Annotated in this window: 29 protein-coding genes and 1 other RNA gene; 19 read left to right on the top strand and 11 right to left on the bottom strand. The window is 42.7% G+C overall.

Features of this window, described 5'->3' with window-relative positions; all coding sequences use genetic code 11:
• Window positions 1-3: 3 nt before the first annotated feature.
• From rseP to lpxA, 6 genes are all read left to right on the top strand, one after another.
• Window positions 4-1,359 (top strand): RIP metalloprotease RseP, encoded by a 1,356-nt coding sequence (rseP, locus tag NI469_RS11135; protein ID WP_253175204.1) that lies wholly within the window; start codon window positions 4-6, stop codon window positions 1,357-1,359.
• A gap of 39 nt (window positions 1,360-1,398) precedes the next feature.
• Window positions 1,399-3,843, top strand: a complete 2,445-nt coding sequence (bamA, locus tag NI469_RS11130) for an outer membrane protein assembly factor BamA (RefSeq protein ID WP_253175202.1) — start codon at window positions 1,399-1,401, stop codon at window positions 3,841-3,843.
• Between the two features lie 80 nt (window positions 3,844-3,923).
• Window positions 3,924-4,421: an OmpH/Skp family outer membrane protein gene (locus tag NI469_RS11125; protein WP_253147024.1), complete on the top strand. Its 498-nt coding sequence runs from the start codon at window positions 3,924-3,926 to the stop codon at window positions 4,419-4,421.
• Between the two features lie 3 nt (window positions 4,422-4,424).
• Window positions 4,425-5,495, top strand: a complete 1,071-nt coding sequence (gene lpxD / locus NI469_RS11120; protein ID WP_195724816.1) for a UDP-3-O-(3-hydroxymyristoyl)glucosamine N-acyltransferase — start codon at window positions 4,425-4,427, stop codon at window positions 5,493-5,495.
• A gap of 5 nt (window positions 5,496-5,500) precedes the next feature.
• The gene (gene fabZ / locus NI469_RS11115) at window positions 5,501-5,986 is read left to right on the top strand and encodes a 3-hydroxyacyl-ACP dehydratase FabZ (protein ID WP_404976552.1); all 486 of its coding nucleotides are present in this window, start codon (window positions 5,501-5,503) and stop codon (window positions 5,984-5,986) included.
• Window positions 5,983-6,771: an acyl-ACP--UDP-N-acetylglucosamine O-acyltransferase gene (gene lpxA, locus NI469_RS11110; RefSeq protein ID WP_004279876.1), complete on the top strand. Its 789-nt coding sequence runs from the start codon at window positions 5,983-5,985 to the stop codon at window positions 6,769-6,771. Before fabZ ends, lpxA begins: the two co-directional genes overlap by 4 nt.
• A gap of 60 nt (window positions 6,772-6,831) precedes the next feature.
• Here the strand turns inward: lpxA and NI469_RS11105 are convergent, their stop codons facing one another.
• Window positions 6,832-7,629 (bottom strand): tol-pal system YbgF family protein, encoded by a 798-nt coding sequence (locus NI469_RS11105; RefSeq protein WP_253175201.1) that lies wholly within the window; start codon window positions 7,627-7,629, stop codon window positions 6,832-6,834.
• 294 nt (window positions 7,630-7,923) lie between these two features.
• On the opposite strand from NI469_RS11105, the gene ffs reads away from it, so the two are divergent.
• Window positions 7,924-8,020, top strand: an RNA gene (ffs, locus tag NI469_RS11100) — signal recognition particle sRNA small type.
• A 221-nt stretch (window positions 8,021-8,241) separates the two neighbouring features.
• On the opposite strand, the gene NI469_RS11095 is transcribed toward ffs, so the two are convergent.
• The 4 genes from NI469_RS11095 to NI469_RS11080 form a co-directional block, all read right to left on the bottom strand.
• Complete coding sequence (locus NI469_RS11095) at window positions 8,242-8,859, bottom strand: regulatory protein RecX (RefSeq protein ID WP_253175199.1); 618 nt, start codon at window positions 8,857-8,859, stop codon at window positions 8,242-8,244.
• 91 nt (window positions 8,860-8,950) lie between these two features.
• Entirely contained in the window at window positions 8,951-9,994 is a 1,044-nt protein-coding gene (gene recA / locus NI469_RS11090) for a recombinase RecA (protein ID WP_004279873.1), read from the bottom strand.
• Between the two features lie 145 nt (window positions 9,995-10,139).
• The gene (locus tag NI469_RS11085) at window positions 10,140-10,580 is read right to left on the bottom strand and encodes an RNA-binding S4 domain-containing protein (RefSeq protein ID WP_005246619.1); all 441 of its coding nucleotides are present in this window, start codon (window positions 10,578-10,580) and stop codon (window positions 10,140-10,142) included.
• The gene (locus NI469_RS11080) at window positions 10,573-11,259 is read right to left on the bottom strand and encodes an HAD-IA family hydrolase (RefSeq protein ID WP_180038586.1); all 687 of its coding nucleotides are present in this window, start codon (window positions 11,257-11,259) and stop codon (window positions 10,573-10,575) included. The genes NI469_RS11085 and NI469_RS11080 overlap by 8 nt, the downstream gene beginning before the upstream one ends.
• Window positions 11,260-11,272: 13 nt before the next feature.
• Here NI469_RS11080 and NI469_RS11075 point away from each other — a divergent pair, with 13 nt between their 5' ends.
• The 3 genes from NI469_RS11075 to NI469_RS15880 all read left to right on the top strand — a co-directional run bounded on the left by NI469_RS11075 (window position 11,273) and on the right by NI469_RS15880 (window position 13,291).
• Window positions 11,273-12,124, top strand: a complete 852-nt coding sequence (locus NI469_RS11075) for a 3'(2'),5'-bisphosphate nucleotidase CysQ family protein (RefSeq protein WP_253175197.1) — start codon at window positions 11,273-11,275, stop codon at window positions 12,122-12,124.
• Window positions 12,125-12,186: 62 nt separating this feature from the next.
• Window positions 12,187-12,927, top strand: coding sequence for a histidine phosphatase family protein (locus NI469_RS11070; RefSeq protein WP_253175195.1), 741 nt, complete (start codon window positions 12,187-12,189; stop codon window positions 12,925-12,927).
• Window positions 12,928-13,165: 238 nt separating this feature from the next.
• Complete coding sequence (locus tag NI469_RS15880; RefSeq protein WP_004729839.1) at window positions 13,166-13,291, top strand: hypothetical protein; 126 nt, start codon at window positions 13,166-13,168, stop codon at window positions 13,289-13,291.
• Between the two features lie 161 nt (window positions 13,292-13,452).
• On the opposite strand, the gene rpsT is transcribed toward NI469_RS15880, so the two are convergent.
• Window positions 13,453-13,722, bottom strand: a complete 270-nt coding sequence (gene rpsT / locus NI469_RS11065; protein WP_004279868.1) for a 30S ribosomal protein S20 — start codon at window positions 13,720-13,722, stop codon at window positions 13,453-13,455.
• 214 nt (window positions 13,723-13,936) lie between these two features.
• Here rpsT and NI469_RS11060 point away from each other — a divergent pair, with 214 nt between their 5' ends.
• The 5 genes from NI469_RS11060 (at window position 13,937) to NI469_RS11040 (ending at window position 18,852) form a co-directional block, all read left to right on the top strand.
• Window positions 13,937-14,602, top strand: coding sequence for an NAD(P)H-binding protein (locus NI469_RS11060; RefSeq protein ID WP_253137844.1), 666 nt, complete (start codon window positions 13,937-13,939; stop codon window positions 14,600-14,602).
• A 12-nt stretch (window positions 14,603-14,614) separates the two neighbouring features.
• Window positions 14,615-15,124 (top strand): ribonuclease E activity regulator RraA, encoded by a 510-nt coding sequence (gene rraA, locus NI469_RS11055; RefSeq protein ID WP_004279866.1) that lies wholly within the window; start codon window positions 14,615-14,617, stop codon window positions 15,122-15,124.
• Window positions 15,125-15,241: 117 nt separating this feature from the next.
• Window positions 15,242-16,024, top strand: a complete 783-nt coding sequence (locus tag NI469_RS11050; RefSeq protein WP_004646733.1) for a glutathione S-transferase N-terminal domain-containing protein — start codon at window positions 15,242-15,244, stop codon at window positions 16,022-16,024.
• A 222-nt stretch (window positions 16,025-16,246) separates the two neighbouring features.
• The gene (locus NI469_RS11045) at window positions 16,247-16,930 is read left to right on the top strand and encodes a response regulator (protein WP_247143557.1); all 684 of its coding nucleotides are present in this window, start codon (window positions 16,247-16,249) and stop codon (window positions 16,928-16,930) included.
• Window positions 16,930-18,852, top strand: coding sequence for an ATP-binding protein (locus tag NI469_RS11040; RefSeq protein WP_253147018.1), 1,923 nt, complete (start codon window positions 16,930-16,932; stop codon window positions 18,850-18,852). The genes NI469_RS11045 and NI469_RS11040 overlap by 1 nt, the downstream gene beginning before the upstream one ends.
• 81 nt (window positions 18,853-18,933) lie before the next feature.
• Here NI469_RS11040 and NI469_RS11035 read toward each other — a convergent pair whose 3' ends face one another.
• From NI469_RS11035 to NI469_RS11025, 3 genes are read right to left on the bottom strand one after another with little or no spacing between them, the layout of a single operon-like run.
• Complete coding sequence (locus NI469_RS11035) at window positions 18,934-20,103, bottom strand: ribosomal protein uL16 3-hydroxylase (RefSeq protein WP_071852146.1); 1,170 nt, start codon at window positions 20,101-20,103, stop codon at window positions 18,934-18,936.
• A 29-nt stretch (window positions 20,104-20,132) separates the two neighbouring features.
• Entirely contained in the window at window positions 20,133-20,726 is a 594-nt protein-coding gene (locus NI469_RS11030; RefSeq protein WP_253147017.1) for a Maf family protein, read from the bottom strand.
• Window positions 20,726-21,109, bottom strand: coding sequence for a DUF2237 family protein (locus tag NI469_RS11025; RefSeq protein WP_004279857.1), 384 nt, complete (start codon window positions 21,107-21,109; stop codon window positions 20,726-20,728). Before NI469_RS11025 ends, NI469_RS11030 begins: the two co-directional genes overlap by 1 nt.
• 139 nt (window positions 21,110-21,248) lie before the next feature.
• On the opposite strand from NI469_RS11025, the gene NI469_RS11020 reads away from it, so the two are divergent.
• From NI469_RS11020 to NI469_RS11005, 4 genes are all read left to right on the top strand, one after another.
• Window positions 21,249-22,436, top strand: coding sequence for a phosphoglycerate kinase (locus NI469_RS11020; RefSeq protein WP_071852145.1), 1,188 nt, complete (start codon window positions 21,249-21,251; stop codon window positions 22,434-22,436).
• A gap of 154 nt (window positions 22,437-22,590) precedes the next feature.
• Window positions 22,591-22,869 (top strand): hypothetical protein, encoded by a 279-nt coding sequence (locus NI469_RS11015; RefSeq protein WP_004729831.1) that lies wholly within the window; start codon window positions 22,591-22,593, stop codon window positions 22,867-22,869.
• A gap of 119 nt (window positions 22,870-22,988) precedes the next feature.
• Window positions 22,989-24,026 (top strand): class II fructose-bisphosphate aldolase, encoded by a 1,038-nt coding sequence (fba, locus tag NI469_RS11010; RefSeq protein ID WP_004279853.1) that lies wholly within the window; start codon window positions 22,989-22,991, stop codon window positions 24,024-24,026.
• Between the two features lie 85 nt (window positions 24,027-24,111).
• Entirely contained in the window at window positions 24,112-24,966 is an 855-nt protein-coding gene (locus NI469_RS11005) for an EamA family transporter (protein ID WP_253175193.1), read from the top strand.
• On the opposite strand, the gene NI469_RS11000 is transcribed toward NI469_RS11005, so the two are convergent.
• Window positions 24,929-25,156, bottom strand: a complete 228-nt coding sequence (locus NI469_RS11000) for a hypothetical protein (protein WP_004646744.1) — start codon at window positions 25,154-25,156, stop codon at window positions 24,929-24,931. The two genes, NI469_RS11005 and NI469_RS11000, sit on opposite strands and share 38 nt — an antisense overlap.
• Window positions 25,157-25,262: 106 nt before the next feature.
• Window positions 25,263-25,916, bottom strand: a complete 654-nt coding sequence (gene nfsB / locus NI469_RS10995) for an oxygen-insensitive NAD(P)H nitroreductase (protein ID WP_253175191.1) — start codon at window positions 25,914-25,916, stop codon at window positions 25,263-25,265.
• Window positions 25,917-26,089 lie beyond the last annotated feature (173 nt).

Here is a 26,089-nt window from a genome sequence, read left to right as displayed (position 1 = left end):
GATATGAATGCCTTGTTTATGATTGCCGCTGCAATTCTCTTACTCGGTCCCTTAATTGCGATTCATGAGTTCGGTCACTATATTGTGGCGCGTAAACTGGGCGTTAAAGTATTGGTCTATTCGATTGGATTTGGGCCAACATTATTAAAATGGACCTCGAAAAAATCCGGAATTCAGTATCAATTGTCTGCCTTGCCTTTGGGCGGCTATGTCAAGATGCTGGATGAACGTGAAGGTAATGTTGCTGAAGAAGACTTGCCAAAAGCGTTCAACCGTCAGCATCCCTGGAAACGGATCGCGATTGTGGCAGCAGGTCCATTGATCAACCTGATTTTTGCAGTGCTTCTGTTCTGGGTGTTATTTTTACCAGCTCAAGAACAACTTAATACCCGTGTGGGCAAAGTTTTACCAAATACGCCTGCTGCAACCGTACAAATGCAGCCGGGCGACAAAATTGTAGCTGTGGATGGCACTCAGGTGGAAACCTGGGAAAAACTCAGTTATGCCTTGGTGGATCGTGTCGGTGAAACTGGCGTGGTTTCTATTCAGGCAGATCGAGCTGGTGAAAACAAACTGTTCCAGTTGCCGATTCAAAACTATTTAAAAGATCAAAGTCAATCGCCATTAGAAAGCCTGGGTTTTTTGCCTTATCGGCCAGAAATTCCAGCAGTGATCAGCAAGCTGAGTGAAGATGGTGCAGCCATCCGTCAAGGTTTGAAAGAAGGTGACAAGATTCTGGCCATTGACGGCGTTCAGATGAAAGACTGGTTTGATGTTGTGCAGGTGGTACAGGCATCTCCAGAAAAATTACTCAAAATGGATGTTCTACGCGCAAATCAGGTGGTTCAGCTTGAAGTCATGCCTCAAGGCAAACGTGACAATATGGGCAAGGTGACCGGTATGCTGGGCGTACAAAGCGATCCGGGTAAAATGAACATTCCTGCAGAATATAAACAGACCATTCATTACTCGCCAGGCGAAGCACTGGTGATGGCATTTGATAAAACAGCACATTTGTCTTCGATGATTCTGAACTCGATTGTCAAAATGGTACGTGGCCTGATTGGCCTGGATAATTTATCAGGTCCAATTACCATTGCCAAAGTGGCAGGACAAAGCGCAGAAATGGGCTGGGAAACTTTTATTTCCTTTATGGCGCTAATGAGTGTAAGTTTAGGAATATTAAATCTACTGCCTATTCCAATGCTTGATGGCGGACATCTGGTTTACTATTTTGTTGAATTAATTCGTGGTAAACCTGTTTCCGAACAAATACAATTGGTTGGACTAAAAATTGGTATGGTACTGCTCGGCAGTATGATGCTTCTGGCATTATTTAATGATTTTATGCGTTTATAACAACGTAAATGGAATAAATTAACAGCGGAAAAGACTGGCATGCAGCACACACATTTATTTATGCCTCTGGCACTCGTTAGTGCAATGGCAGTAGCACAACAAGTATATGCAGCAGATGAATTCATTGTACAAGATATAAAATTTGATGGATTAGTACGTTTAACTCCTGACAATGTGTATGGCCTAGTGCCGATTAACAGTGGTGATCGGGTCAATGATCCAGTCATTGCCAATGCAATTCGTAGCATGTATGCATCAGGCCTGTTTGATGACATTAAAGCCGTTCAGCAAGGCAATACTTTGGTTTTCCAAGTTGTTGAACGCCCGGTCATTTCGAAAATCGAATTGAAAGGCAATAAGCTGATTCCTAAGGAAGCACTTGAAGAAGGCCTGAAAAAAATGGGTCTGGCTGAAGGCGAAGTGCTGAAAAAATCAGCGCTACAAACCATTGAGACTGAACTTGAACAGCAATACATGCAGCAAGGTCGTTATGATGCCGATATTACGGTCACCACGACGCCTCGACCAAATAACCGTGTTGAATTGCTGATTGATTTTATTGAAGGTAAAGCGGCCAAAGTTTTCGATATCAATATTATCGGGAATACTGTATTTAAAGAGTCTGATATCAAGCAGGCCTTTGCAGTAAAAGAAAGTGGCTGGAGTTCGGTCATTTCGCGTAATGACCGTTATGCACGTGAAAAGATGGCGGCAAGCCTGGAAGCTTTGCGTGCCATGTATCTAAATCGCGGTTATATCAACTTTAATATTACCAATTCCAGCCTGAACTTAAGTGAAGATAAAAAGAATGTTTTTATCGAAGTTTCTGTGGATGAAGGCGAGCAATTTAAATTTGGTCAAACCAAATATTTAGGTGATGCGCTTTATAAGACTGAAGAATTACAGGCTTTACAAATTTTCAAAGAAGGCGAAATTTATTCGCAGGAAAAAGTCAACGCGGTTAAGCAGTTATTGCAGCGTAAGTATGGTAATGCAGGTTATTACTATGCAGAAGTCAATATTGTTCCTCAAATTAACAACGAAACCAAACTGGTTGATCTAAATTATTATATTAATCCGGGTCAGCAAGTTACGGTAAGACGTATTAATTTCACTGGCAATACGAAAACTGCAGATGAAGTATTACGTCGTGAAATGCGCCAAATGGAAGGTGCGCTTGCCAGTAATGAAAAAATTGACCTGTCTAAGGTCCGTCTAGAGCGTACCGGTTTCTTTAAAACTGTCGATATCAAACCTGCACGTATTCCGGGTGCACCAGATCAGGTGGACTTGAATGTTGCCGTTGAAGAGCAGCATTCAGGTACTAGTACTTTGGCTGTCGGTTTCTCGCAAAGTGGTGGTGTGACTTTCCAGGCAGGCTTAAGCCAGACCAACTTCTTGGGTACCGGTAATAGTGTTTCAATCGATTTGTCGCGTTCTGAAACTCAAGATTATTATAACTTGAGCGTGATGGACCCGTACTTCACCATTGATGGTGTGCGTCGCGGTTATAACATGTATTACCGTAAAACCAAGCTGGATGATGACTATAACGTCAACAACTATGTGACAGACAGTTTTGGTGGTGGGATTAACTTTGGTTATCCAATTGATGAAAACCAGAGTGTCAGCTTGGGTCTGAATGTTGATCAGACTGAAGTAACCACTGGTAATGGTGTATCCACCTATGTTCGTGACTACCTTTTAGCTAATGATGGTAAATCAATAGGCCAGAGTCCTTATTGTATAGATGATGCTAATCCTTGTACAACAGTGTCAAAACCAGACAGATTTCAAGGCGAGTATTTAACTTATAACTTAAACTTGGGCTGGTCTTATAATACTTTAAACCGTCCAATGTTCCCGACAACGGGCATGTCACATCGTGTGAATGCTGAAATTGCATTGCCAGGCAGTGATGTCGAGTATCAAAAAGTCACTTATGACGCTCAGGCATTTTTCCCATTAGGCAAAGATTTTGTCCTGCGCGGTTATGGTAAGTTGGGTTATGGTAATGACCTGCCATTTTACAAGAATTTCTATGCTGGTGGTTTCGGTTCAGTTCGTGGTTATGAGAACAGTACTCTAGGTCCAAAGTATGACAGTGTCTATGCAGAAAATGCGGGCTTAAGCAACTTTGATCCGGAGGAAGTGGGTGGTAATGCTCTAGTGCAATTTGGTACTGAGCTGGTACTTCCAGTGCCATTTAAAGGGGATTGGGCACGTCAAGTCCGTCCGGTTCTCTTTGCAGAAGGTGCACAAGTTTTTGACACAAATTGTGATGTTTCACAATCTGCTGACTTACGTCAATACTGTAAAGACAACTTTGATTTTGATGCTGGCAATATGCGTTATAGCGTTGGTGCTGGTTTCACCTGGATCACCATGATTGGCCCATTATCACTCAGCTATGCTTATCCGTTGAATAAAAAAGACGGTGATGATACTAAAAACATCCAGTTCGAAATTGGACGTACTTTCTAAAATCGTTTTGACCTAGAAACTAAATTTTGCTCATAAAGCCTGCAGGTTTTGTGAGCAAATTTTTTTGAATGAGTAAGAATATGAAAAAAATGATTATGGCAATGAGCCTGGCTTTGGCAAGTGTTGCACCTTTAACTCAAGCGGCCAGTATGGGGGTAATTGACTTGGAGCGTGTGGTTGAAGGTAGTACTTATCTGAAACAACAAAACACGGCATTTCAGCAAAAAATTCAGCCACAAACCACCAAGATTGAGCAACTCAGCAAAGAGCTGGAAGCTTTGCAGCAACGTGCTCAATCCAATACTAAGCTCAGTGAGACTGAAAAACAGAAAATGTCTGCGGAATATCAGGCTAAGCTGCAAGAATTGAATCAGTTACAACAATCTGTACAGACGAATGTTCAAAGCTCGATTCAGCAGATCCGAATTGTATTTGATGCACGAGTAAAGCAAATTGCTGAACAATTGCGTAGAGAAAACAACCTCGATGTGGTTTTAAATAAAAATTCAGCACTTGCTTATGATGCTAAATATGATTTAACTGATAAAATGATTCAAAAGGTTAATGCAATTAAATAATCAATGAATCATCAACAGCTTCAGTTAGCTGATCTCGCTCGCCTGGTTCAGGGCGAGTGCATAGGTCAGACAGATTTGCGTTTGAGCGCTTTGGCCAGTCTTGAGCAAGCGACCTCACAAGATCTTGCATTTGTAAATGCCGATAAATATGTAGAGCAGGCCAATCAAAGTCAGGCAGGTGCTTTAATTGTCACGGCTGAACTAAAACAACAGATAACTTCACATCAAAACTTTATTGTTGTGGCAAATCCCTATCTGGCTTTTGCGATTCTGACGCATGTATTTGAGAAAAAACATCGCCAGCGCGGCATTGAAAGTACTGCCCAAATTCACCCGTCGGCAGTGATTGCGGACGATGCTTATATTGGTCATTATGTGGTGATTGGTGAGCATTGTGTCGTGGGTGCGAATACGATTGTTCAGGCGCATGTGCAGATCGATGATGATGTCGAGATCGGTCAGGACTGTTTTATTGACTCACATGTGACCCTCACCGGCGCAGCAAAAATTGGTAATCGGGTGCGTATTCATGCCAATAGCGTGATTGGCAGCGAAGGGTTTGGTTTTGCGCCTTATCAAGGGAAATGGCACCGTATTGCGCAATTAGGTTCTGTACGCATTGAGGATGATGTACGTATTGGGTCAAATTGTAGCGTAGACCGTGGTGCACTGGATGATACGATTTTGCAACAGGGTGTAATCATTGATAATCTTGTGCAAATCGCGCATAACGTTAAAATTGGTGCACATACCGCCATTGCTGCAAAAACTGCCGTTGCAGGAAGTGTTTCAATTGGCAAAAACTGTATCATTGGTGGTGCCTCTGCGATTTCTGGACACTTAAATATTGCCGATAATGTGACGTTGACCGGAATGTCAATGGTGACAAATAATATTTCTGAAGCTGGAAAATATTCATCGGGGATTGGTCTGTTTGAAAACCAGAAATGGAAACGTACTGTGGTTCGCCTCAGACAATTAGCAGATGTGCCATTGACCCAGGTGATCAAACGACTAGATCATATGCAATCTCAGATTGAGTCCATTGAATCAACATTTAAGTTGCGTAAATAATTATGATGACAGAGTCGAATTTGCTTACATTCACGAAGCCTGAATTGCCAATGAATATTCAAAAGATTCGTGAATATTTGCCCCATCGCTATCCATTCTTATTGGTTGATCGCGTTGTCGAAATTACCGATAATGGCATTGTTGGTTATAAAAACGTCTCAATTAATGAAGAGTTTTTACAAGGCCATTTTCCGAATTATCCAATTATGCCGGGTGTACTGATTGTTGAAGCGCTGGCACAAATCTCTGGAATTCTGGGTTTTGTGATGAATAACGAAGTGCCAAGTGAAGGTTCTTTGTTCCTGTTTGCTGGTGCGGAAAAAGTTAGATTTAAAAAACAGGTGGTTGCAGGTGACCAATTGGTTTTAAAATCTGAATTAGTGATGCAAAAGCGGGGCATTTACAAATATAATTGTATTGCCACTGTAGATGGCGTCGTCGCAACAACCGCGGAAATTATGGTTTCGCATCAAAAAGTCGAGCAGGCATGAGCAATAATCCCCTTATTCATCCAACTGCCATTATTGACCCGTCAGCAGTCATTGCTGCTGATGTAGAAATTGGCCCATATTGTATTATCGGGCCAAATGTCACTATTGGTGCGGGTAGCAAACTTCATTCACACGTGGTGGTGGGTGGCTATACGCGTATAGGTGAATATAATGAAATTTTCCAGTTCGCCAGTGTAGGCGAGGTATGTCAGGATCTTAAGTATGCCGGTGAAGAAACCTGGCTTGAGATTGGCGATCACAACAAGATTCGTGAGCATTGCAGTCTGCATCGTGGCACGGTTCAGGACCAGAGCCTGACCAAGATTGGTAGTCATAACCTGCTCATGGTCAATACTCATATTGCACATGACTGTATGGTCGGGGATTATAATATCTTTGCCAATAACGTCGGTGTGGCTGGACATGTGCATGTCGGGGACTACGTTGTCATTGGCGGAAACTCAGGCATTCATCAGTTCTGTAAGATTGATTCTTATAGCATGATTGGTGGTGCATCACTGATTCTGAAAGATGTACCGGCTTATGTGATGGTTTCAGGTAATCCTGCGCATGCATTTGCCATGAATATTGAAGGTATGCGTCGTAAAGGCTGGTCAAAGACAGTGATTAGCGGTTTACGTGATGCCTTTAAACTGATTTATAAATCAGGTTTAACAACTCAGGAAGCAATCGAGCAGATCCGTACAGGAATTTTGCCGGAAGTGGCTGAAGTACAACGTCTAATTGACTCTCTTGAACAGTCGAAGCGCGGCATTGTGCGCTAAATGTTTGAGGTAATAAAAAAGACACCTGAAGGTGTCTTTTTTATTTTGGGAATTTCTATTTTACTTAAGAAATTTAATTTCCTCAGCTTTCGGATAATTCTTCAGTAGCTTTGTTTTATATTGTGAAGCAAGCGTAGCATTCTTTTCGACATCTTTGCTGATGTTATAAAGCTGATACAGGGCAGTGGATGCTTTCGCGGAATTTGGGTAACGGTCAACGACAATCAGATAATTACGTTTCGCTTCAGCAAATTTTGGTGGGTCAATCGCCAGATTGAATTCCGCTAACCAGAAATAAGCATTGCTGATATAAACGCTATTCGGATTGTTTTTAATAAAGTTTTGCATCGGGGCAATGGCTTTGGCTGCACCGCCATTTTTATAAGCATCTAAAGCCACGGTATAAGCGGCTTTTTCCAGCTCAGCAGGTTGCTGTCCGCTGCTTGCTGTATTGACCTTATTTGCGCTTAGGCTGGGTGCAGTATCCTGTGGGTTTTCCTCCGTTGGATTGTCTTCAGCAGGTTCAATTTTTTGCTGCAACAGTTCAAGACGCTGATCGAGATCGGCATAACGATTGGTCAGTTCATTCTTGAGCCGTTCAATCTCATTTTCCTGTTCTTCCATTTTACCGCGCAAAATCCGCAGGTCATTTTCGAGTTGCTGGTTCTTTTGCATGATTTGCCAGCTGGTATTGGTTTGAACTGCTGGAGTTGCACCAGCCGCAATTGCTGCTGAGGTATTTACTGTGGTTTGATTCGTAGCTTGACTCAAGCCACGCGATTCAATCGGAATATTGGCAAATAGAGGCGTGGTAAAGAGTGCTGTCACTGCACACAATACGGTCTTTTTAAACATCATAAAATTTCCATAATTCTTTGTGAGATGCGGATCCGCTGCTCATCTTTTCAAAGTAGATCATTCATATACATTGCACACATTAAAAACGGCATTTTTAGAAAATGCAACAAGGTTTTACAAAGATCATGTGAATCTGAGTGTTGATGGATTGATTGTGAAGATCCCTTAAAAATCAGCAGAAATATCAATATTGTTTTTAAAATAATCAAACGGATAGCTTGAAGGATGATTTTAGGAAACAAGGCTTGCAACTTGATTAAAAATCTCTATACTCTGTTTTTGTAATGGTAGCCCTGCTGGTTACTTCGCAATTGTACTCTATGAACCCCGCCAGGACCGGAAGGTAGCAACGGTAATAGAACTATGATGTGCCGGAGCTTTGCTGGTAGGGTTGCCACCATATTTTTATTATTATAATAACAATGCGAATTCGCAGTTTTCTATTCTCAAATTTCAAAGCTCATTCCTTTTCCAATATCGTCAAATAGCATTATCTTATTGTTTTAATGATTAAATTTTCATTATTTTATGTCGTGCTTTATTTTGCAACTAATATTGGATAAATAACCAATATACTTATATGTGTATTAAGGCTTTCCAGGAAGATAAGAATTAATCTTCTGCTTTACGGTTAATGGCCTTGATAATCGCATCCATTTCAAAACCACGATACATTAGAAAACGGATCTGTTTGGCTTTGAGCTTGGGGTCTTTAGTAACTTCAGTCCCATATTTTTTGACTTTTAGTTCATAGGCTTGCTGCACCCAATCAGTTTCCTTGAGTTCTTCTGAAATCAGGGCAGCATCAATCTTTTTGCTCTTGAGTTTCATTTTAATTTGATTGGGGCCTTTACCTTTACGCTTTTGACTCGACAACATGGTTTCCGCCACGCGCTGATCACTTTGATAGTTCTCACGAGACAGTTCTTCCACTAAGTTAATGACTTCATCACGATGTTCTGCATAGAGTGCTAATTTCTCTATCAGTTCGGCTTTGGAATATTCCTTGCGCGTCAGTATGGCAAAGGCATAAGAACGTAAGCGTGAGCCAGTCAGTCCTGGTTTTTTCTCATCCTGAGTTGGGGTAGAGGAAAACGAAAGCTCTTCAGGATCAAATTCAGGAGTTTCCTGAATCGTAGTTTTTGCAGGTTGAGCTTGATCTTCAGCATCACCAAATTGCTGTTTTAAAGTTTCATAATCGAGCAGTTTGCTGAATTTCGCGTCTGACATTATTCTCTCGGATTTTAGATTCCCTATATAATAACAAAACGCCCCGGAGGGCGCTGTGTCTTGATGTTTAAAGATGACCCATCTAATAAGATCATGCATCTAAAAAGTCAGGTTCTTCCTTGCTATCGTCTTCTTCAACAACCACTGCTTTAGTCAGAAGCTGGTCGCGAATCAGTTTTTCAATCGTCTGAGCCATTTCTTTATGCTCTTCCAGATAACGGATGGTGTTGTTCTTACCTTGGCCAATTTTGTCGCCTTGATAAGAATACCACGCACCAGCTTTCTGCACGATTTCTTGCTGTACAGCAAGGTCAATCAATTCACCTAGATGGTTAACACCTTTGCCATAAAGAATCTGGAATAAAGCTTCTTTAAACGGAGGCGCCATTTTGTTTTTCACGACTTTGACTTTGGTTTCAGAACCAACAATCTCATCGCCTTCTTTCACCTGACCGATACGACGGATATCCAAGCGAACAGAGGCATAGAATTTCAGTGCGTTACCACCAGTTGTGGTTTCCGGGCTACCGAACATGACGCCAATCTTCATACGAATCTGGTTAATGAAGATTACCATACAGTTTGAGCGTTTGGCATTACCGGTAATTTTACGCAGTGCCTGGCTCATCAAACGGGCTTGCAGACCCATATGCGAGTCACCCATTTCGCCTTCAATTTCAGCGCGCGGAGTCAATGCAGCAACAGAGTCGACAACGATCATGTCGATCGCGCCAGAGCGTACCAGCATGTCTGCGATTTCAAGTGCCTGTTCACCGTGATCGGGTTGCGATACCAGCAGGTTGTCGATATCTACGCCCAGTTTGCGCGCATATTGAGGATCAAGTGCATGTTCCGCATCGATGAATGCGCATGTACCGCCTGCTTTCTGACACTCTGCAATCGCTTGCAGGGTCATCGTGGTTTTACCTGAAGATTCAGGACCATAGATCTCGACGATACGACCTTTAGGCAAACCACCAATACCGAGCGCGATATCCAGCGTTAAAGAACCTGTAGACACAGCTTCAACTGCCTGAACGGTATTGTCACCAAGACGCATAACTGTATTTTTACCAAACTGTTTTTCAATCTGGCTTAAGGCAGCGTTGAGCGCCTTGTTTTTATTCTCATCCATCTTACAACCTCAATACGATGTCACTAAGTTAGTACTCAAGTGGATGTCTTAAATTAGAGCTTTGTTCCACAGGTGTATAGTGACAGAATTTTCCCTAGTGTTCTATAAAAGTCAGCGCATGTACGACATATTCTGACGCTTAAATTTATTCGTCATTATAGGACCATGACTGATCGAAATTCTGACTATTTTCATTTTTAAATCTACTGATGTCACGACGATCTTTCTTGCTTGGACGATGGTCGGGACGAGCTAGATTATGCAACTTTCTTTGTGACGTAATCAATTCCCGGCGCGCAATACTGACTTCGGTCTCTTCATACAGTTTTTGTGCCACGGGTGCAGGTCCACGAACATCAGAAAGTTCCTTAACCAGCACGGTTTTTTTGTCGATGCCTTGCTGAATCGTCAGTTCCATACCGACACGGACTTCGCGTGATACCTTGACACGTTCACCATTGTGATGGACTTTGCCACCTTCAATTGCATGTTTGGCAATCGATCGGGTTTTAAAAAACCGTGCTGCCCACAGCCATTTGTCTATACGCATGCCTACCGCATCTTCGGGTAAAGACGATTTACGCATATTTTTTTTCTACCTCAGCCTGATTTAAATGAGTGATTAAATCTGTTAATTGGTGCAGCATCGGGTAATTACAAGTCTGGCGTGCTACTTTGGCTGAAGAGGGCTGCTGGATGCTCAACAGATTCTGAATGCCATAGGCTTGAGCGCCATTCAGGACTTTTTCGGTATCATCAATAAAATAAGCATGCGTAGGATCAAATGGATGCAATGCATTTAGGCCTTGCCAGAATTCGATAAATTCTTTGGCGTGTCCGATGGTCTCTGAGCTGACGATGACATCGAAATAATCTCTTAAATTTAAATGATCCAGTTTAAATGCTAGACCCGCACAGTCAGCATTGGTGGCCAGCCAGATTGGATAACCATTATTTTTAAGATAATCGAGCAATTCGAGACAATGAGGGCGTAAGGCGACTTTATCTTTATGTTCAATTTGCATCGCCAGAACATCGACTTCGACTTTAGCCGTCCAGAAGCGTGAAGAGTACCAGTTTAAGGTATGATTATGTTCCTGATAGAATGCATAGAGTGTCGCCTGGCTGTGTTCCAGGCTACAGCCATGTGTGGCAGCATAACGCACAGGCAATAACTCGTTCCAGATGAAATCGTCGTAGGCAAGATCAAGTAAAGTGCCATCCATATCGAAAATTATGGTAGGTTTTTCAGAGCATTTTGACATATTTAGGTTTTCTATGTTTAAAGCAACAGCAGCACCACAAGATCCAATGATTTTGCAGTTTGTGCCCATTTTGACACAAGCCTGTGAAATTTTGCGAGAAGAATATCAGCGTTATTGTTCTGGTGCGGCTTTTGATGTCATCAAAAAAAATGATAATTCTCCGGTGACTCAGGCAGATTTTCGGGTCAATACTTATCTGACCCAAGCTTTGGCAGAGATTTCAAGTTTGCCTTTACTGTCTGAAGAAGGACAGGAACATGAACGCCGCTCATGGTCAGAATTCTGGTTACTGGATCCGCTAGATGGTACCAAGGAATTTCTGCACCAGCGCCCCGAATTTACCATTAATTTGAGTCTAGTCAGAGGCAGTTTGACCACTTTTGCCATATTGGCGGTTCCGGAGCAGCAACTGATTTATTTCTGTCCTGAGCAGGGCTTGCCTTATAAATATGATATCCAAAAGATGACATGGTTTGCTTATGAAATGCTTGAAACTACTAAAACGATTGCTGTAGGATTGAGCCAAAGTAGCCAGCAGAAACCGAAATATACCGAGTATTTGCAAAGTCTGGCTAAGCTCACTGACTACACCGAATTTAAAGCGGGCAGCGCTTATAAATTTTGCATGATGCTGGAAGATCAGGTAGACATCTATCCACGTTTTCATCCGACCTCGGAATGGGATACCAGCGCTGGTCAATGTATGCTCGAACGGATTGGTGGTGGTCTGGTTGATTTAGAAGGCCGTCCATTTATTTATAATCATCGGGATACCTTGCTGAACGGTGGATTCATTGCTTATAAAAATAATGATATGAAAATTATTGCATTGCAGGCAGTGTCTGACATGCAGGCCGAGCATTGAGCAAAATTCTGAGCGTGTTATAGTGGTGCTTAACCTATTACCAATCCAGAGTTGGCTGTAACGTGTCCCTGAAACTGCTTCCACCGAGTATGTTGAGTGCAATTGATTTATTGCCTGATGTACAAACGCCTGTCACCTTATTCACACGGCATTCGATTCGTGAGGAGGTTCCGGGTCAAGGTTTGGCAGGCTATGATCTGCAACTGACCAATCAGGGGCGGGATCTGGCGCAAGAGTGGGGGGCTTATCTGGCTGATCAAACCAATCGTGTGATTCATCACTGTATTTCAAGTCCGATTCAGCGTTGTATTGATACCGCTGCATTGATGATTGAGGGGGCAGATGCGGTTACCCCTGAGCAGAATACCCATCGTATTGAAATTATTGAACAGGGACTTCTAGTGGAGCCTGGCAGCTTTGTGCTGGATATTCAAAAAGCAGGGCCTTATTTTGCCAAGCAAGGTGCGCTCGGTTTTATTAACAGTTTTGTCAATAATGCCTTGCCGGGGATGAAACAGCCGATTCATGGCGTAGTGGATGTACTAGAACTGATTTACAACACCCATCCACAAAATAAATATGGGCTAAGTTTGGCCGTTAGCCACGACACTATTCTGGCAGCGATGATTGCGGTGATGTCAGGGCGTCAGGATGTCAGTCGGGAAGACTGGCCGAAAATGATGGAAGGTCTGTTTGTCTGGTTTGAGGGTGATGTATTCTTGGAATCTAAGCTGAAATGGATCTGGCGCGGTCAGGTACATGAACTGGATATTGCTGATTTTAAACGTTCCCAACTTTCTTAAATGAAAATATTCTTTCAAAACTCAATTGTTCGCAGCAGTTGAGTTTTTTATTGGGGAGTTAGGAATTATGAAGATGGTGTGGCCTTTCATATTGACCATTCAATAAAAGTCAGTCTAAAACGATAAAAATAAATTCTAAACTGCTTCTTTTACATTTATAGGGTGAAAATTCAATAATGTAAGTATAAAAATTATCTATGCTTAATAAATATAGAAATATTCATCTTGAGGAAAAACTATGAAAATTATCACAATTTTTAGCCTGATCGCGATTCTGGGTTTAACCGCATGTCAAAAGCGGGACACTGACAATACGAAACAGGATAAAACCACTTCGCCATCCTCTATGGATAAAGATCAATAATCTAAAAGAGAGGGAGATTCAGGTTTTTATCTCACAGTATCGCATTGACTGGATGAGTGTTGTCTAAACAAATTATTTTTCTGAATGAGTCATTATATTTTTTAGTTTCTTCAAATTCCAGACACAAAAAAAGCCCTAAAAAGGGCTTTTTTCATTTGCGATTAGTTAGAAGCTAGTGCTTTAACTTGCGCGTTCAAGCGGCTCTTATGACGAGCTGCTTTGTTTTTATGGATGATGCCTTTGTCAGCCATACGGTCGATTACTGGAACAAGCGATTTGTACGCTTCAGTAGCAACTGCATAGTCATTAGTGCTGATAGCAGCTAATGTACGTTTAAGATAGGTACGAACCATAGAACGCAAGCTTGCGTTGTGTTTGCGTGCTTTAACGTTTTGACGAGCACGTTTTTTAGCTTGAGCAGAGTTTGCCACTCGTGCACTCCTTGAAATAGATTGGTCTGGGCGGGCTGAAACTCAACTGAAAACCAACATCAGAGGAATTATCACCAGCCCGTAAACAAGTGCCATATTTTGATTAAACTAAGCACCGAAGTCAAGTCTTGACATGCTTTGACAACATTTTAGATGCAGAAAAATTCTAAAGAAAACGTTAGATTAGTATTCCACCTAGGAGATCGTATAAAAAATGACTAAATCACTGACTCATCCCATCGTGATAGGTGCCACCGGCTTGGTGGGAAAACAACTGATAAAACGTTTGCAAGATGAGCCGACTTGCCAGCAGATTACTGCAGTGGTCAGAAAACATCAAAATGATCTGGATGCTTTGGATAAAGTTCAACAACTGGTACTGGAAGATTTCCTGATGTTGAATGATCAGGATGTTAGTAAGCATAGCCATGGTTTTAGCTGCCTGGGCAGCACCATGAAAAAAGCCGGATCCAAACAGGCATTTTATAGTATTGACTATACCATAAATGCTCACTTTGCAGAGCTGTTACAGCAAACCTCAGCCCATTATCTTTTGCTAAGCGCAATGGGTGCCGATTCCCAATCGCATTTTTACTATAATCGGGTCAAAGGTGAACTGGAAGAATATATACAAACATTGTCCTTGGACAGAATCAGTTTGATTCGACCTTCATTGCTCATTGGTGAACGTCCAGAGCAGCGTTTTTTGGAAGATATCGCGCAGCAGGTTTACCACAAAGTATCGCGTTTTATTCCAGATAGTTTTGCCTATAAGCCAGTGACAGCCGATCAGGTGGCTCATACTATGGTCGAGGCCGCGCTAACTCAGACGGTAAAATTTGAAATTTATGATAATTTACGCATACAAAAAATGAAATGAGGGGAAAACACCGTGTCTACAGCAGCATTTGTTACCTGTGACTTGTTAGATGATCATCCAGAATTAGAGCTTCAGGTGGTGACACCTTGCCTGGACGGTAAATTTTTTAAGAGTTATGGGGCGCGCAAAACCTTTGGCGGTCAGATTGTGACAGTAAAATGTTTTGAAGATAACTCGCGGGTGAAAGAGTTGTTGGCCACAGATGGAACAGGCAAGGTCCTGGTCGTAGATGGCGGTGCATCCATGCGCTGTGCCTTGATGGGTGACCTGATTGCAGAATCAGCGGTAAAAAATCACTGGAATGGCGTAATTATTTATGGTTGCGTTCGTGATGTCGATGCGATTGCTGAACTTGATCTTGGTGTGCATGCATTGGCGGCTATTCCGCAAAAGAGCAACCGCAAGGGTGTGGGTGAAGTTGATATCTCTCTCTGTTTTGGTGGTGTCACGTTTAATGCAGGCGAGTATGTCTATGCAGACAATAATGGTATTGTGGTGTCTAAAACAGCATTAGTGGCTTAATCGGCCGGAATCTGCATTTCTGCATGAAAGAATAACAACAAAACTTATCTGTACCCTGAAAGACAGGATGCCTAGATTCTGTCTTTCATTCATATAAAACAAAAATAGGAAAATACTATGTTGAGTCATCAAATTAAAGTTGTACAAGCTTTGGCCTCTTCAATCGCTGAAGGTGGACGTGGGATGGTGGGTACACCGTTTCCAAATCAGCCTGAAAAAGCCTTGAAGCTCTATGAATACGAGGGTTCACCATTTTGTCGTCGGGTGCGTGAAGTCATGACCTTGCTAAATCTGGATTATGAAGTTTATCCATGTCCACGAGGGGGTACTCATTTCCGTCCTGAGGTGCAGCAATTGGGTGGAAAACTGCAATTTCCTTTTTTAGTTGATGAAAATACCGGTGATCGACTCTATGAGTCTCAGGATATTATCGATCATCTGTTCAAGCATTATGGCAAAACTGGCAAAACTCCCAAGAAATATGCTCACTATCCTAAAATTCCAGTGGCTGCAATTGCGGGAACCGTCCTCAATGGTTTACGCGGCGGAATGGTGAATCCCAAGATTAAGGATCGGCCAACACCTGAACTGTTATTAGAATTATGGGGCTTTGAGGCCAGTCCTTATACCCGAATTGTACGCGCCGTTTTGAGTGAACTGGAAGTGCCGTTTGTTTTTCATAATGTCGCTAAAGAGCGCTGGCAAGATTATGGACCGGCCAAATTGCGTTTAAAACCGGGAAAATATGAACCACTACCAGGCGGTAAGCGTGAACATTTGTTTGAAATGATGGGAAATAATATTCAGCTTCCCTATCTGGTCGATCCAAATACAGATACCAAAATGTTTGAATCGGCTGAGATTGTGAAATATTTAAAACAGCAATACGGTACTGCTTAAAGTAGACAGCTCGTATAACTTCAAAAGATTTTCTATCTTGAACTGCCATCTGCTAAACAGATGGCATTTTTTATGTCTATGATATGGAAAACGGGCGTAAGCGTTTCTCGCTGCTTAAAACTTCAGATAATAAAAAATAAATAAATCATGATTTTTAGTGTGATTTTGTTTATATTTTAATCTTAAAGGGGATATATAAAAATAAATATAAGGGGCGTGCTTATGACAGCATCGGAGGCAGTCTTGCCAGTACCAGTATTAATCGTTGAAGATGAATATGTCATCCAGCGCCGTTTAAAAATCATATTAAGCAATCTAGGTTATCAGGATGACGTTCTGTTATTTGCCAATACGGTGAAAGAAGCATATGCCGTTTTGCAGCAACAGCCGATTGCACTGGCCTTAGTAGATTTGGGTTTACCGGATGGAAGTGGCATTTCAATTATTGAAAAAATCCGCGAACAGGACGCACAAGCGCTGATTCTAGTGGTGTCTGCCTGGAGTACACAGGATAGTCTGTTTAGCGCAATTCAGGCTGGTGCGACCGGTTATGTGCTTAAAGAGCGCGATGATGTGGAAGTCGCCTTGGCTATTCGCAGTATTTTGCGTGGCGGTGCACCGATTGATCCCTTTGTTGCTCGTGAAATTTTAAAACAGATTTCTATTCCCACCATTTCAGCAACAATAGAGCAAAACAGGTCAGCTGCGGATCAGGAAATGCTGACACAGCGTGAGCAGGAAATCCTGTCCTTGGTTGCGCAAGGTCTGAGTAATCGTGAAATTGCCGAGCAGCTCTATGTGTCGCGCTATACCGTCGAAAGTCATATCAAGCATATTTACCGGAAACTTTCGGTCAGTAAACGTACTAAGGCAGTCAGTACCGCACGGTACTTGGGAATTCTGTAATGTCATCTGGCTGTTCCAGAAGTAGCAAGCAGCAGCGACTGAAATGGATGGGCGTTTTTGTCCTGTGCATCTGGCTCTGTCTGTTCTGTAGGATGAGTCAGGCACAAAGCCATTTTCAGATTAATGATCTTTGTCAGGTGAAGATCGACTATATTCAGAAGGTTCAGGCTCAGGATCCTACCGAGATGCCGAAATCGGGCTGGCAAAGCGTACGTTTGCCGGATAACTGGCAGAACAACTGGAAGAGTTATCATGGGGGTGCTTGGTACAAGATCGTCTGGCGTTGGTCATGTCAGGACAACATCCGCCTTGCAGAACCGGTTGCCTTTTCTATTGATTATATTAATTCGGCAGGTGCCGTGTTCCTGAATGGTGACTTGCTTTGGTCTGACCGGAACTTGCAAGAGCCCTTGTCAAAAAGCTGGAATATGCCGCGTTACTGGGTTTTCCCGATTAGCGGTTTGCGTAAAGACAGTAATGAAATCCTGATTTACGTAAATGGCTACAGTTTCCAAAGCGCGGGCCTGGGCAACATTCAATTTAATAATGTGCTGGTGAATAGCCAGCAGTATTTGGAAAAAATCTGGGATCGTCGTACTGTATTTCAGATCAATATGATTTTCTCTGCCACGATTGGGCTGATCTGTTTCATTATCTGGTTATTCCGGCGTTCAGAAACCACTTTTGGCTGGTTGGCACTCAGTTCACTGTTGTGGATTCTGTTTATTTCCAATGTTTTGACTACAGAAAATTTTCCATTTCGCTCCACGATTTCGGCAGCTAAAGCCAATATGCTTTTTTTTATTGCCTATATCCATTGTTTTTGTCTGTATCTAATCCGCTTTGTAAAACAGAAATTTAAGCAGTTGGAGCGAGGATTTATTCTGGTCAGTATTCTGTCCAGCTTACTGGTTATGATCAGTCTCTTGGATTATCTGGAGCAGGTACTGGGCGGAGTGTTTATCATCTATGTATTGCTCTTTGTCAGTTGTACTGTGTATATCAGCTATCAGGCCATCAAAACCCGAAATGGAGAATATCTCTTCCTGATGCTGTGTCTCTGGGGAATTCTGCTGTGTGTAGTCATCGACCTGATCATGTTGAACCAAACCAAGATCAATGAATTTTCACCTTTATCTCCCTATACCTCACCAATTATTACCTTGTTTGTCGTGCTGATTATGGGCACACGCCTGAATCGTAATGTCAGGAAAATCGAAAAATTTAATACCCAGTTAGAACGTAAAGTCCAGCAGGTCAGTGCTGACCTGAATAAAAGCCTGAGCGATAAACATCAATTGGAGCTGACGAATGTTCGTCTGCAAGAGCGGATTAATCTGTCACATGAACTGCATGACGGGTTGGGAGGGTCTATTGTCCGTTCCATGATTCTGGTGGATCAAAGTAGCGAAACAGTTTCTAAACAGCAGTTTCTTTCCATGCTGAAACTGCTCAGAGATGATCTCAGACAAATCATTGACAGTGGTTCATCTATTGAAAATAAAGTCCCACAAACGCCGGTACTCTGGATCGCACCGGTACGTTATCGTTTTACCCAGCTGATGGAAGAAATGGGGATTGTAGTTGAATGGTCATTTCCAAAAGTCTGGCAGCGTGAACCGACGGCATTACAGTGTTTGACCTTGATCCGAGTAGTCGAAGAAAGTCTGACCAATATCATTAAGCATAGTCAGGCCAGTCAGGTAAAAGTCAGTCTGGAATATTCCCAGCCACATCAGCTTACTTTAAGCATTCAGGATAATGGCATCGGTTTCGATGCTGACATGGTGCAAAAAAATGGTCTGAGTATTGGAATGCGCAGCATGAAAATGCGGGTTGAGCGCATGGGAGGATTGTTCCAGATTGAATCTGAACAAGGAGATACGTTGATTCGTGTTGTATTAGAGCTGTATCAGCCTTAAGTAACTAGAATTTTAGTAGAAAATAAAAAGAGGATCATGTGATCCTCTTAAAATTATTGCTTAAATAGAGCCTTGGAAAGCTTACTCGTCGTCAGCAGGTGGAACCAGCATTAACACGGCTTCATTTAATAATGCCGCAACATCTTCCAGAATTTCTTCATCAGCGAAGTCTTCACCGAATAACAACGCTTCACCATCTGCAAGCTGTTTGAGTTTTGCAGTGAATGCCTCAGAGATGCACACACCTTCACCATTAGCCCAGAACAAAACATCGCCGTCTGTTTCAGTATAGAGTAGGCGTGACGCAGGTTCGAGCATCAGGCTATAACCCTGATCAAGTGCTTCTTCCAGATCACCTGTACCGATTTCTTCTGCTTCAGGCAGGTTTTCAGGATATTTAGGTTCGGACATCAAGCTCATGATGGCATCTTCGAGAACATTGGAATTATGCAGTTGCTGCATGATGTGTTCTTTCAGATATTCCAGCTCATTGCTGCTGACTTCGCCAATGGCACCGACTTGATCACGGATGATATCCAGCAATGGGTTACGCAGCGTTTCATTTTCAGAGAATTTATCCCCGACACGATCCATCATGTCACTGACATTTGGCATACGGAAACCGAATGAATAAGTCAGGCAGTCATCTTCAGCTACGCCGTAGTGAGCTAGACCGGGCGGTACATAGAGCAAGTCGCCAGGTGCCAGGACTTCATCAAAGTTCACTTCTATTTCAGGCAATAATTTAAGCGGTTGACCCGGAACAAATGGAGTTTCGGTATCACACATTTGCCCAAGCTGCCAGCGACGATGGCCATAGCCTTGTACCAGAAACACATCATAGAAATCGAAATGCTTGCCGACTGAACCGCCTTGCGGTGCATAAGACACCATGATGTCATCGCGACGCCATTGTGGAATAAATGGGAATTTTTTCCAAAGTGCCGACAGGTCAAATGAATAGTGATCTACAGCCTGAACCAAAAGTGTCCAGAGTTTTGGCATTTTCTGGAAATCTGCCTTGAGCAAAGGTGAAGATTTCACGCTCCATTGATTCGGATCACGATCTTTCTGCTTGATGAGACGGGCAGTGACATGTTCTTCAAGCGCAAGTTCCATCACATCATTGGGTTCAAGCAAACTGGCGATTTCAGGCATTGCATTACGCACCAGTAAAGGTTTCTTTTGCCAGTATTCGCTAAGGAATTGTTCAGCGGTAATACCGCCTAGTACGTCTAAAGGTTGAGACATAGAGTAAAGCCTGAATTTAAAGGGAGAGATTAAGGAACCAAAATTTTTAATTCACGAAGAATATGACAGAGCTTGATCATTGGCATGCCCATCAGCGTGGTCTGATCTTGTCCGATCATTTCTTCAAACAAGCTGATACCGAGGCTTTCACATTTGAAACTGCCTGCACAATGCAAAGGTTGTTCAATTTCGACATAACGCTCGATTTCGACCTGAGACAGTTTGCGGAACTTGACTTTATAGTGTTCAACCAGACTTTGTTCAAAACCGGTCGATAGCTGCTGCACACTGAGCGCAGTACTAAAATAGACAATCTTGTCCGAGTTGGCTTGTAGCTGGCGAATGGCCTTTTCAGTCGTTAACGGTTTACCAATAAAAATATCCGGCGCACCTTCACGCCATGCCACCTGATCTGAGCCGATCACAATCGCTTCTGGATTTTGTTCAGCAATATATCTGGCTTTCTCAAAAGCCAGTCGTTGTGCCAGATCATCTGCGTGATTTTCCCCGCGAGGAGATTCATCAATATCCGGTACCAGGGAAATATAATTAATATGCAGACGATCCATCAGCGCTTTGCGGGTTTGACTGGACGATGCCAAGATAATCTGTGCAGAATTCATTAGACAGCATATTCCTCAAGAATATTTAACGGTACATACGCCAGAACAGCTTTGTGACAGGCTTGCAGCTTGATTGGAGGTGCTTGACCCGCTTCATAGGCTTCGACCCAGCGCGTTACGCAGATACACCAGAAATCGCCAGGTTGCAGGCCCGGGAAATCCAGTTCGGGCAAAGGCGTAATCAGGTCATTACCGACTTTTTGAGAAAAATTCAGAAATTCTGAGGTCATTTGCGCGCAAACCGTATGCTGGCCCAGATCGGTGGTCGCAGTATGGCAAAAGCCATTGCGGAAATATCCGGTAATCGGATCGAAGCAACAGCTGGACAAAGGCTCACCTAACACGTTCAAACGGTTAAGATTTGGATCAGGATGTATCGACATAGGGACTGAATCTAAAAGAGGCTTTTTTCTATCATAACAAAACTTTGGCATTCATAATGTTTTCTGCAAAAGATGCTAACCTTTTTCTGCATAATCATTTAAAATCGCCTGGTTTTAATATCTATAAAGTGAGCTCTACATGAACTTTCAGCGTATGACTGACCTCGATTTAGCAGGTAAACGTGTTCTGATCCGTGAAGATTTAAACGTTCCTGTTAAAAATGGTGTGATCACCAGCGATGCGCGTCTTCGTGCAGCATTGCCAACGATTAAAGCAGCACTAGAAAAAGGCGCTGCAGTCATGGTGTATTCTCATCTGGGTCGTCCGGTTGAAGGTGAGCCTAAAGCTGAACAGTCACTTGCTCCTGTAGCGGCTTACTTGACTGAAGCTTTGGGCCAAGAAGTAAAACTGTTTACTGACTATTTAGATGGCGTTGATGTTCAGCCAGGTCAGGTCGTTCTGCTTGAAAACTGTCGTTTTAACGTCGGCGAGAAGAAAAACAATCCTGAACTTGCAGCAAAATATGCAGCGCTGTGTGATGTATTTGTAATGGATGCCTTTGGTACAGCGCACCGTGCAGAAGCCTCTACTGAAGGTGTAGCGCGTTTAGCGAAAGTTGCAGCAGCAGGTCCTTTATTGGCAGCTGAACTGGATGCGCTTGGCCGTGCACTGAAAACTCCAGAAAAACCAATGGTGGCGATTGTTGCAGGTTCTAAAGTTTCAACCAAACTTGACGTTTTGACCTCACTTTCTGATATCTGTGATCAATTGATCGTTGGTGGCGGTATTGCCAACACTTTCCTTGCTGCGGCAGGCTATAACGTGGGCAAATCACTGTGTGAAAAGGATCTAATCGATACAGCAAAAGCCATTGCTGCAAAAGTATCAGTTCCACTTCCAACTGACGTAGTCGTTACAGATGCCTCTGAAATTAACTTTGAAGATTTCTTGGGTTCATTGGCTGCTGCGAAAGCGACGGTGAAAAACGTTGCAGATGTTGCTGACAACGACATGATCCTAGATGTAGGTCCAGAAACTGCGAAAGCATTTGCAGAAATCCTGAAAACCTCTAAAACCATTCTTTGGAATGGCCCGGTCGGCGTATTTGAAGTAGATCAATTCGGTGAAGGGACTAAAACTTTATCTTTAGCAATTGCTGAATCGGAAGGTTTTTCGATTGCGGGCGGTGGGGATACACTTGCTGCGATTGATAAATATGAAGTGGCTGACAAAATTGGTTATATCTCGACGGGTGGCGGTGCATTCCTTGAATTCGTTGAAGGTAAAACCCTTCCTGCTGTTGCAGTACTTCTAGAACGTGCTTAATTGTATGTCCTAAGCTAAAAAGCTGGCCCAGTGCCAGCTTTTTTTATGTCATTTTTTTGACAGTGAAAATTTACCCTTCATGGCTTCGTCATTAAAATGCAATAAATCTGTCATAAGATGCAGTCATTAAATCACCAAATGACGAGAATACGTGATGAAGAAACAGTTAACTATTGCAGTATTATTAGCAGCATCTCTGGCATTGACTGCGTGTGCAAAACAGGAAAGTGCACCAGAAGCTGAAGCAGAAAGCTCGGCAGCCGTGGCAGATCAGGCTGTAACTCCAGAACAGCAAGCTGCCATTGATGCCATTGACCAGCCAATTTTAGATGAAAAAAATACCGATATTCCAGCTGAAGTTGCCAATGCGCCAGCCGACGAAGCGACTGCAGACGAGTCAGTTGCTGCGACTTCAGAGCCTGTAGCACCTTAATCCGGTTAATGTGACACAAAATCCCTGCAAATGCAGGGATTTTTTTTAAATAGTGTTATTTGTTGCTGAATTGAAACCTTTGAACATGTAGAATATGTGGCATTCACTGGGAGGATATTATGGCTCTTATTTCATTGCGCCAGCTCTTGGATCACGCCGGCGAACATGCTTACGGCGTACCAGCATTTAACGTAAACAACTTAGAACAAATGCGTGCAATTATGCTTGCAGCAGATGCAACCAATTCACCTGTTATCGTACAAGCATCTGCGGGTGCGCGTAAATATGCAGGCGCTCCGTTCTTGCGTCACCTAATTTTGGCTGCAATTGAAGAATGGCCACATATTCCAGTGGTAATGCATCAAGACCACGGTACCAGCCCTGACATTTGTCAACGTTCAATCCAGTTAGGCTTTTCATCAGTAATGATGGACGGTTCACTGGGTGAAGACGGTAAAACACCAACTTCATATGAATATAACGTTGATGTGACTCGCCGTACAGTTCAAATGGCACATGCGTGTGGCGTATCTGTTGAAGGTGAAATCGGTTGTTTGGGTAGCCTTGAAACAGGTATGGCGGGTGAAGAAGATGGCGTAGGCGCAGAAGGCGTACTGGATCATTCTCAACTCCTGACTTCAGTTGAAGAAGCGCGTAGCTTCGTTGCTGATACCAATGTTGATGCGCTTGCAATTGCAGTAGGTACTTCACACGGTGCGTACAAGTTCACGCGTCCACCTACAGGTGATATTCTTGCGATTGACCGCATTAAAGAAATTCACGCAGCACTTCCAAACACACATCTTGTCATGCACGGTTCAAGCTCTGTGCCACAAGAATGGTTGGCAGTGATTAACCAGTATGGCGGCGACATCAAGGAAACTTACGGTGTTCCGGTTGAACAGCTGGTTGAAGCGATCAAACACGGTGTGCGCAAGATTAACATCGATACTGACTTGCGTTTAGCATCTACCGGTGCAATGCGTCGTATGATGGCAGAAAAACCAAGCGAATTCGATCCACGTAAATTCTTCAGCGCAACTGTAGATGCAATGAAGCAAATCTGTATCGATCGTTACGAAGCTTTTGGTACTGCAGGTAATGCAGACAAGATTCGCCCAATTTCTTTAGAGAAAATGGTGTCACACTATAAATAATTCCCAGTGAATTATTTATAAAAAAAGCCCACTGCAAATGTGGGCTTTTTTGTAGACTCATAAATATCAAGAATAAGAGCAGCATATGGAACTGATTTTCGCAGCAGCGCTATGCAGCGTTGTGGTCTCAATATTATTAAAAGTCGCTAAAAATAAGGGCTTGAGTCCGATACACATGATTAGCTGGAACTATATGACAGCCAGTCTCTTGTGTTTTTTCTGGTTCAAGCCTGATATTCAACATATTTCAATGTCTCAGACGCCTTGGCTGCTTATTCTGGCTCTGGGTGTTTTGCTTCCGAGCGTATTCCTGTTTTTGGCCAAGGCTTTGCAAACGGCTGGAATTTTAAAAACCGAAATTGCCCAGCGACTTTCTGTAGTTTTGTCACTGGCTGCAGCCTATTTCATTTTTCAGGAACAGTTTAATCAGCTGAAAATACTTGGGATCGCTTTAGGTATTGGAGCAGTGCTGTGCATCCTGTTTTCACATCGACAAAGTACAGGACAGGGCAGTCAGGGAATGTTGTATCTGGGCTTGGTCTGGGTCGGTTATGCACTGATTGATGTATTGTTGAAATATACAACCAGTCTGGGCCTCCAATTCGCGGTGGCGCTGAATCTGATGTTTGTTTGCGCTCTGATCATTTCGATGGGCTATCTGTTACTCAAATATAAAAGCTTGGGCTCGATGCAGAATATCGGCGCTGGTCTGTTATTGGGTATCCTGAATTTTGCCAATATTGCTTTCTATGTCAAAGCCCATATGCTGCTCAAGGATTCACCGGCGATCGTCTTTGCCGGCATGAATATTCTGGTGGTGGTATTTGGTGTGATAGCAGGTCTGGTATTCTTTAAAGAACGGCTCAAACCTGCAAGTACTCTAGGATTACTGCTAGGCTTGACTAGTGTGATTTGCCTAGCTTATGCAATGTCTGCTTGACATAAGAGGATGCAAATTCAATCGGATGTCGGAGCAGGTCACCTGCTTCGGCCAGTCCAAGCAATAAACCGGACTGTTGGCAGTCTGGACAGTGCGGATAACGATGCTGTTGCTCTTTATAGTGCTGGAGATAAATTTTATCGCAATGATGGCATTCAAATTTCAGGGATTTGGATGTAAGGAGCGACATAGATGACCTCTATTGTTATTCTATTAGATGTAAATTAAATAAAGCAAAAAATAGGCCCGAATTGACATGGAAAGGGGCGCTTGACCTCTTTTATAGCATAAATTCCTTACAGTTTGGTGAAAATATCTTCAGCGGCAAGACGTGATTTAGGCAGTTTGGCATTGAAATCATTTTCACTGCGATAGCCTAAAGTCAGCAATACAGAGGGGATCAAGCCCTGTTCTGCGAGTTGTAATTCTTCACTTATAATTTCTTCATTAAAGCCGCCAATTGGTGTGGCATCAACCCCTTCAATTCCGGCAGCCAAGAGTATTTGACCGAGTGCAATAAAGGTCTGGTTTTCAGCCCAACGCTGAATATCACCTTTTTCATTGCGATAATAATGAATATAACCTGCACGGGTGTTTTTCTGACCTTCTTTGGCTGATTCATCTTTAAAACGGCCACTAAGATCATCGCGGTTCAATAAGTTTTCCAGATGCAACTCATTAATATCAGCTTTGGTGCAGAATAAAATGGTATGGGATGAATCCAGAACTTTGGGTGCATTGTAGGCATAAGTACCGACCAAGGCTTTGGCAATGCGCTGTTTGGCGGCATCATGATCGGCAATAAAAAAATGCCAAGGCTGAATATTGATCGAAGAGGGTGCCAGACGCAAAATTTCTAATAAGCGCTCGAACTGTTCTGCCGGGATTTTCTTGCTAGGATCATAGGCTTTAGTGGTATAGCGGGTTTGTGTGATCTTGAGTAAATCCATCAATGGACTCCAATCTTTTTAAATAAACAGCGAGTAGAAGTTTTAAATATATACATTTTTCACATACCCTGATTATTACAATACGCAGATTCAAATCCCAAGTGCAACACATTTGTAGTTAGTTGAAAAAGTTAGGTGTATTCATAGAATCATTAGACTTTTTCAACTCGCAA

Origin of the sequence: Acinetobacter lwoffii (genome assembly GCF_024129735.1) — a bacterium.
GTDB classification, from domain to species: Bacteria; Pseudomonadota; Gammaproteobacteria; order Pseudomonadales; family Moraxellaceae; genus Acinetobacter; species Acinetobacter lwoffii_H.
The sequence above is the reverse complement of the archived record's forward strand: the minus strand, read 5'-3'. Positions and strand labels throughout refer to the sequence as shown.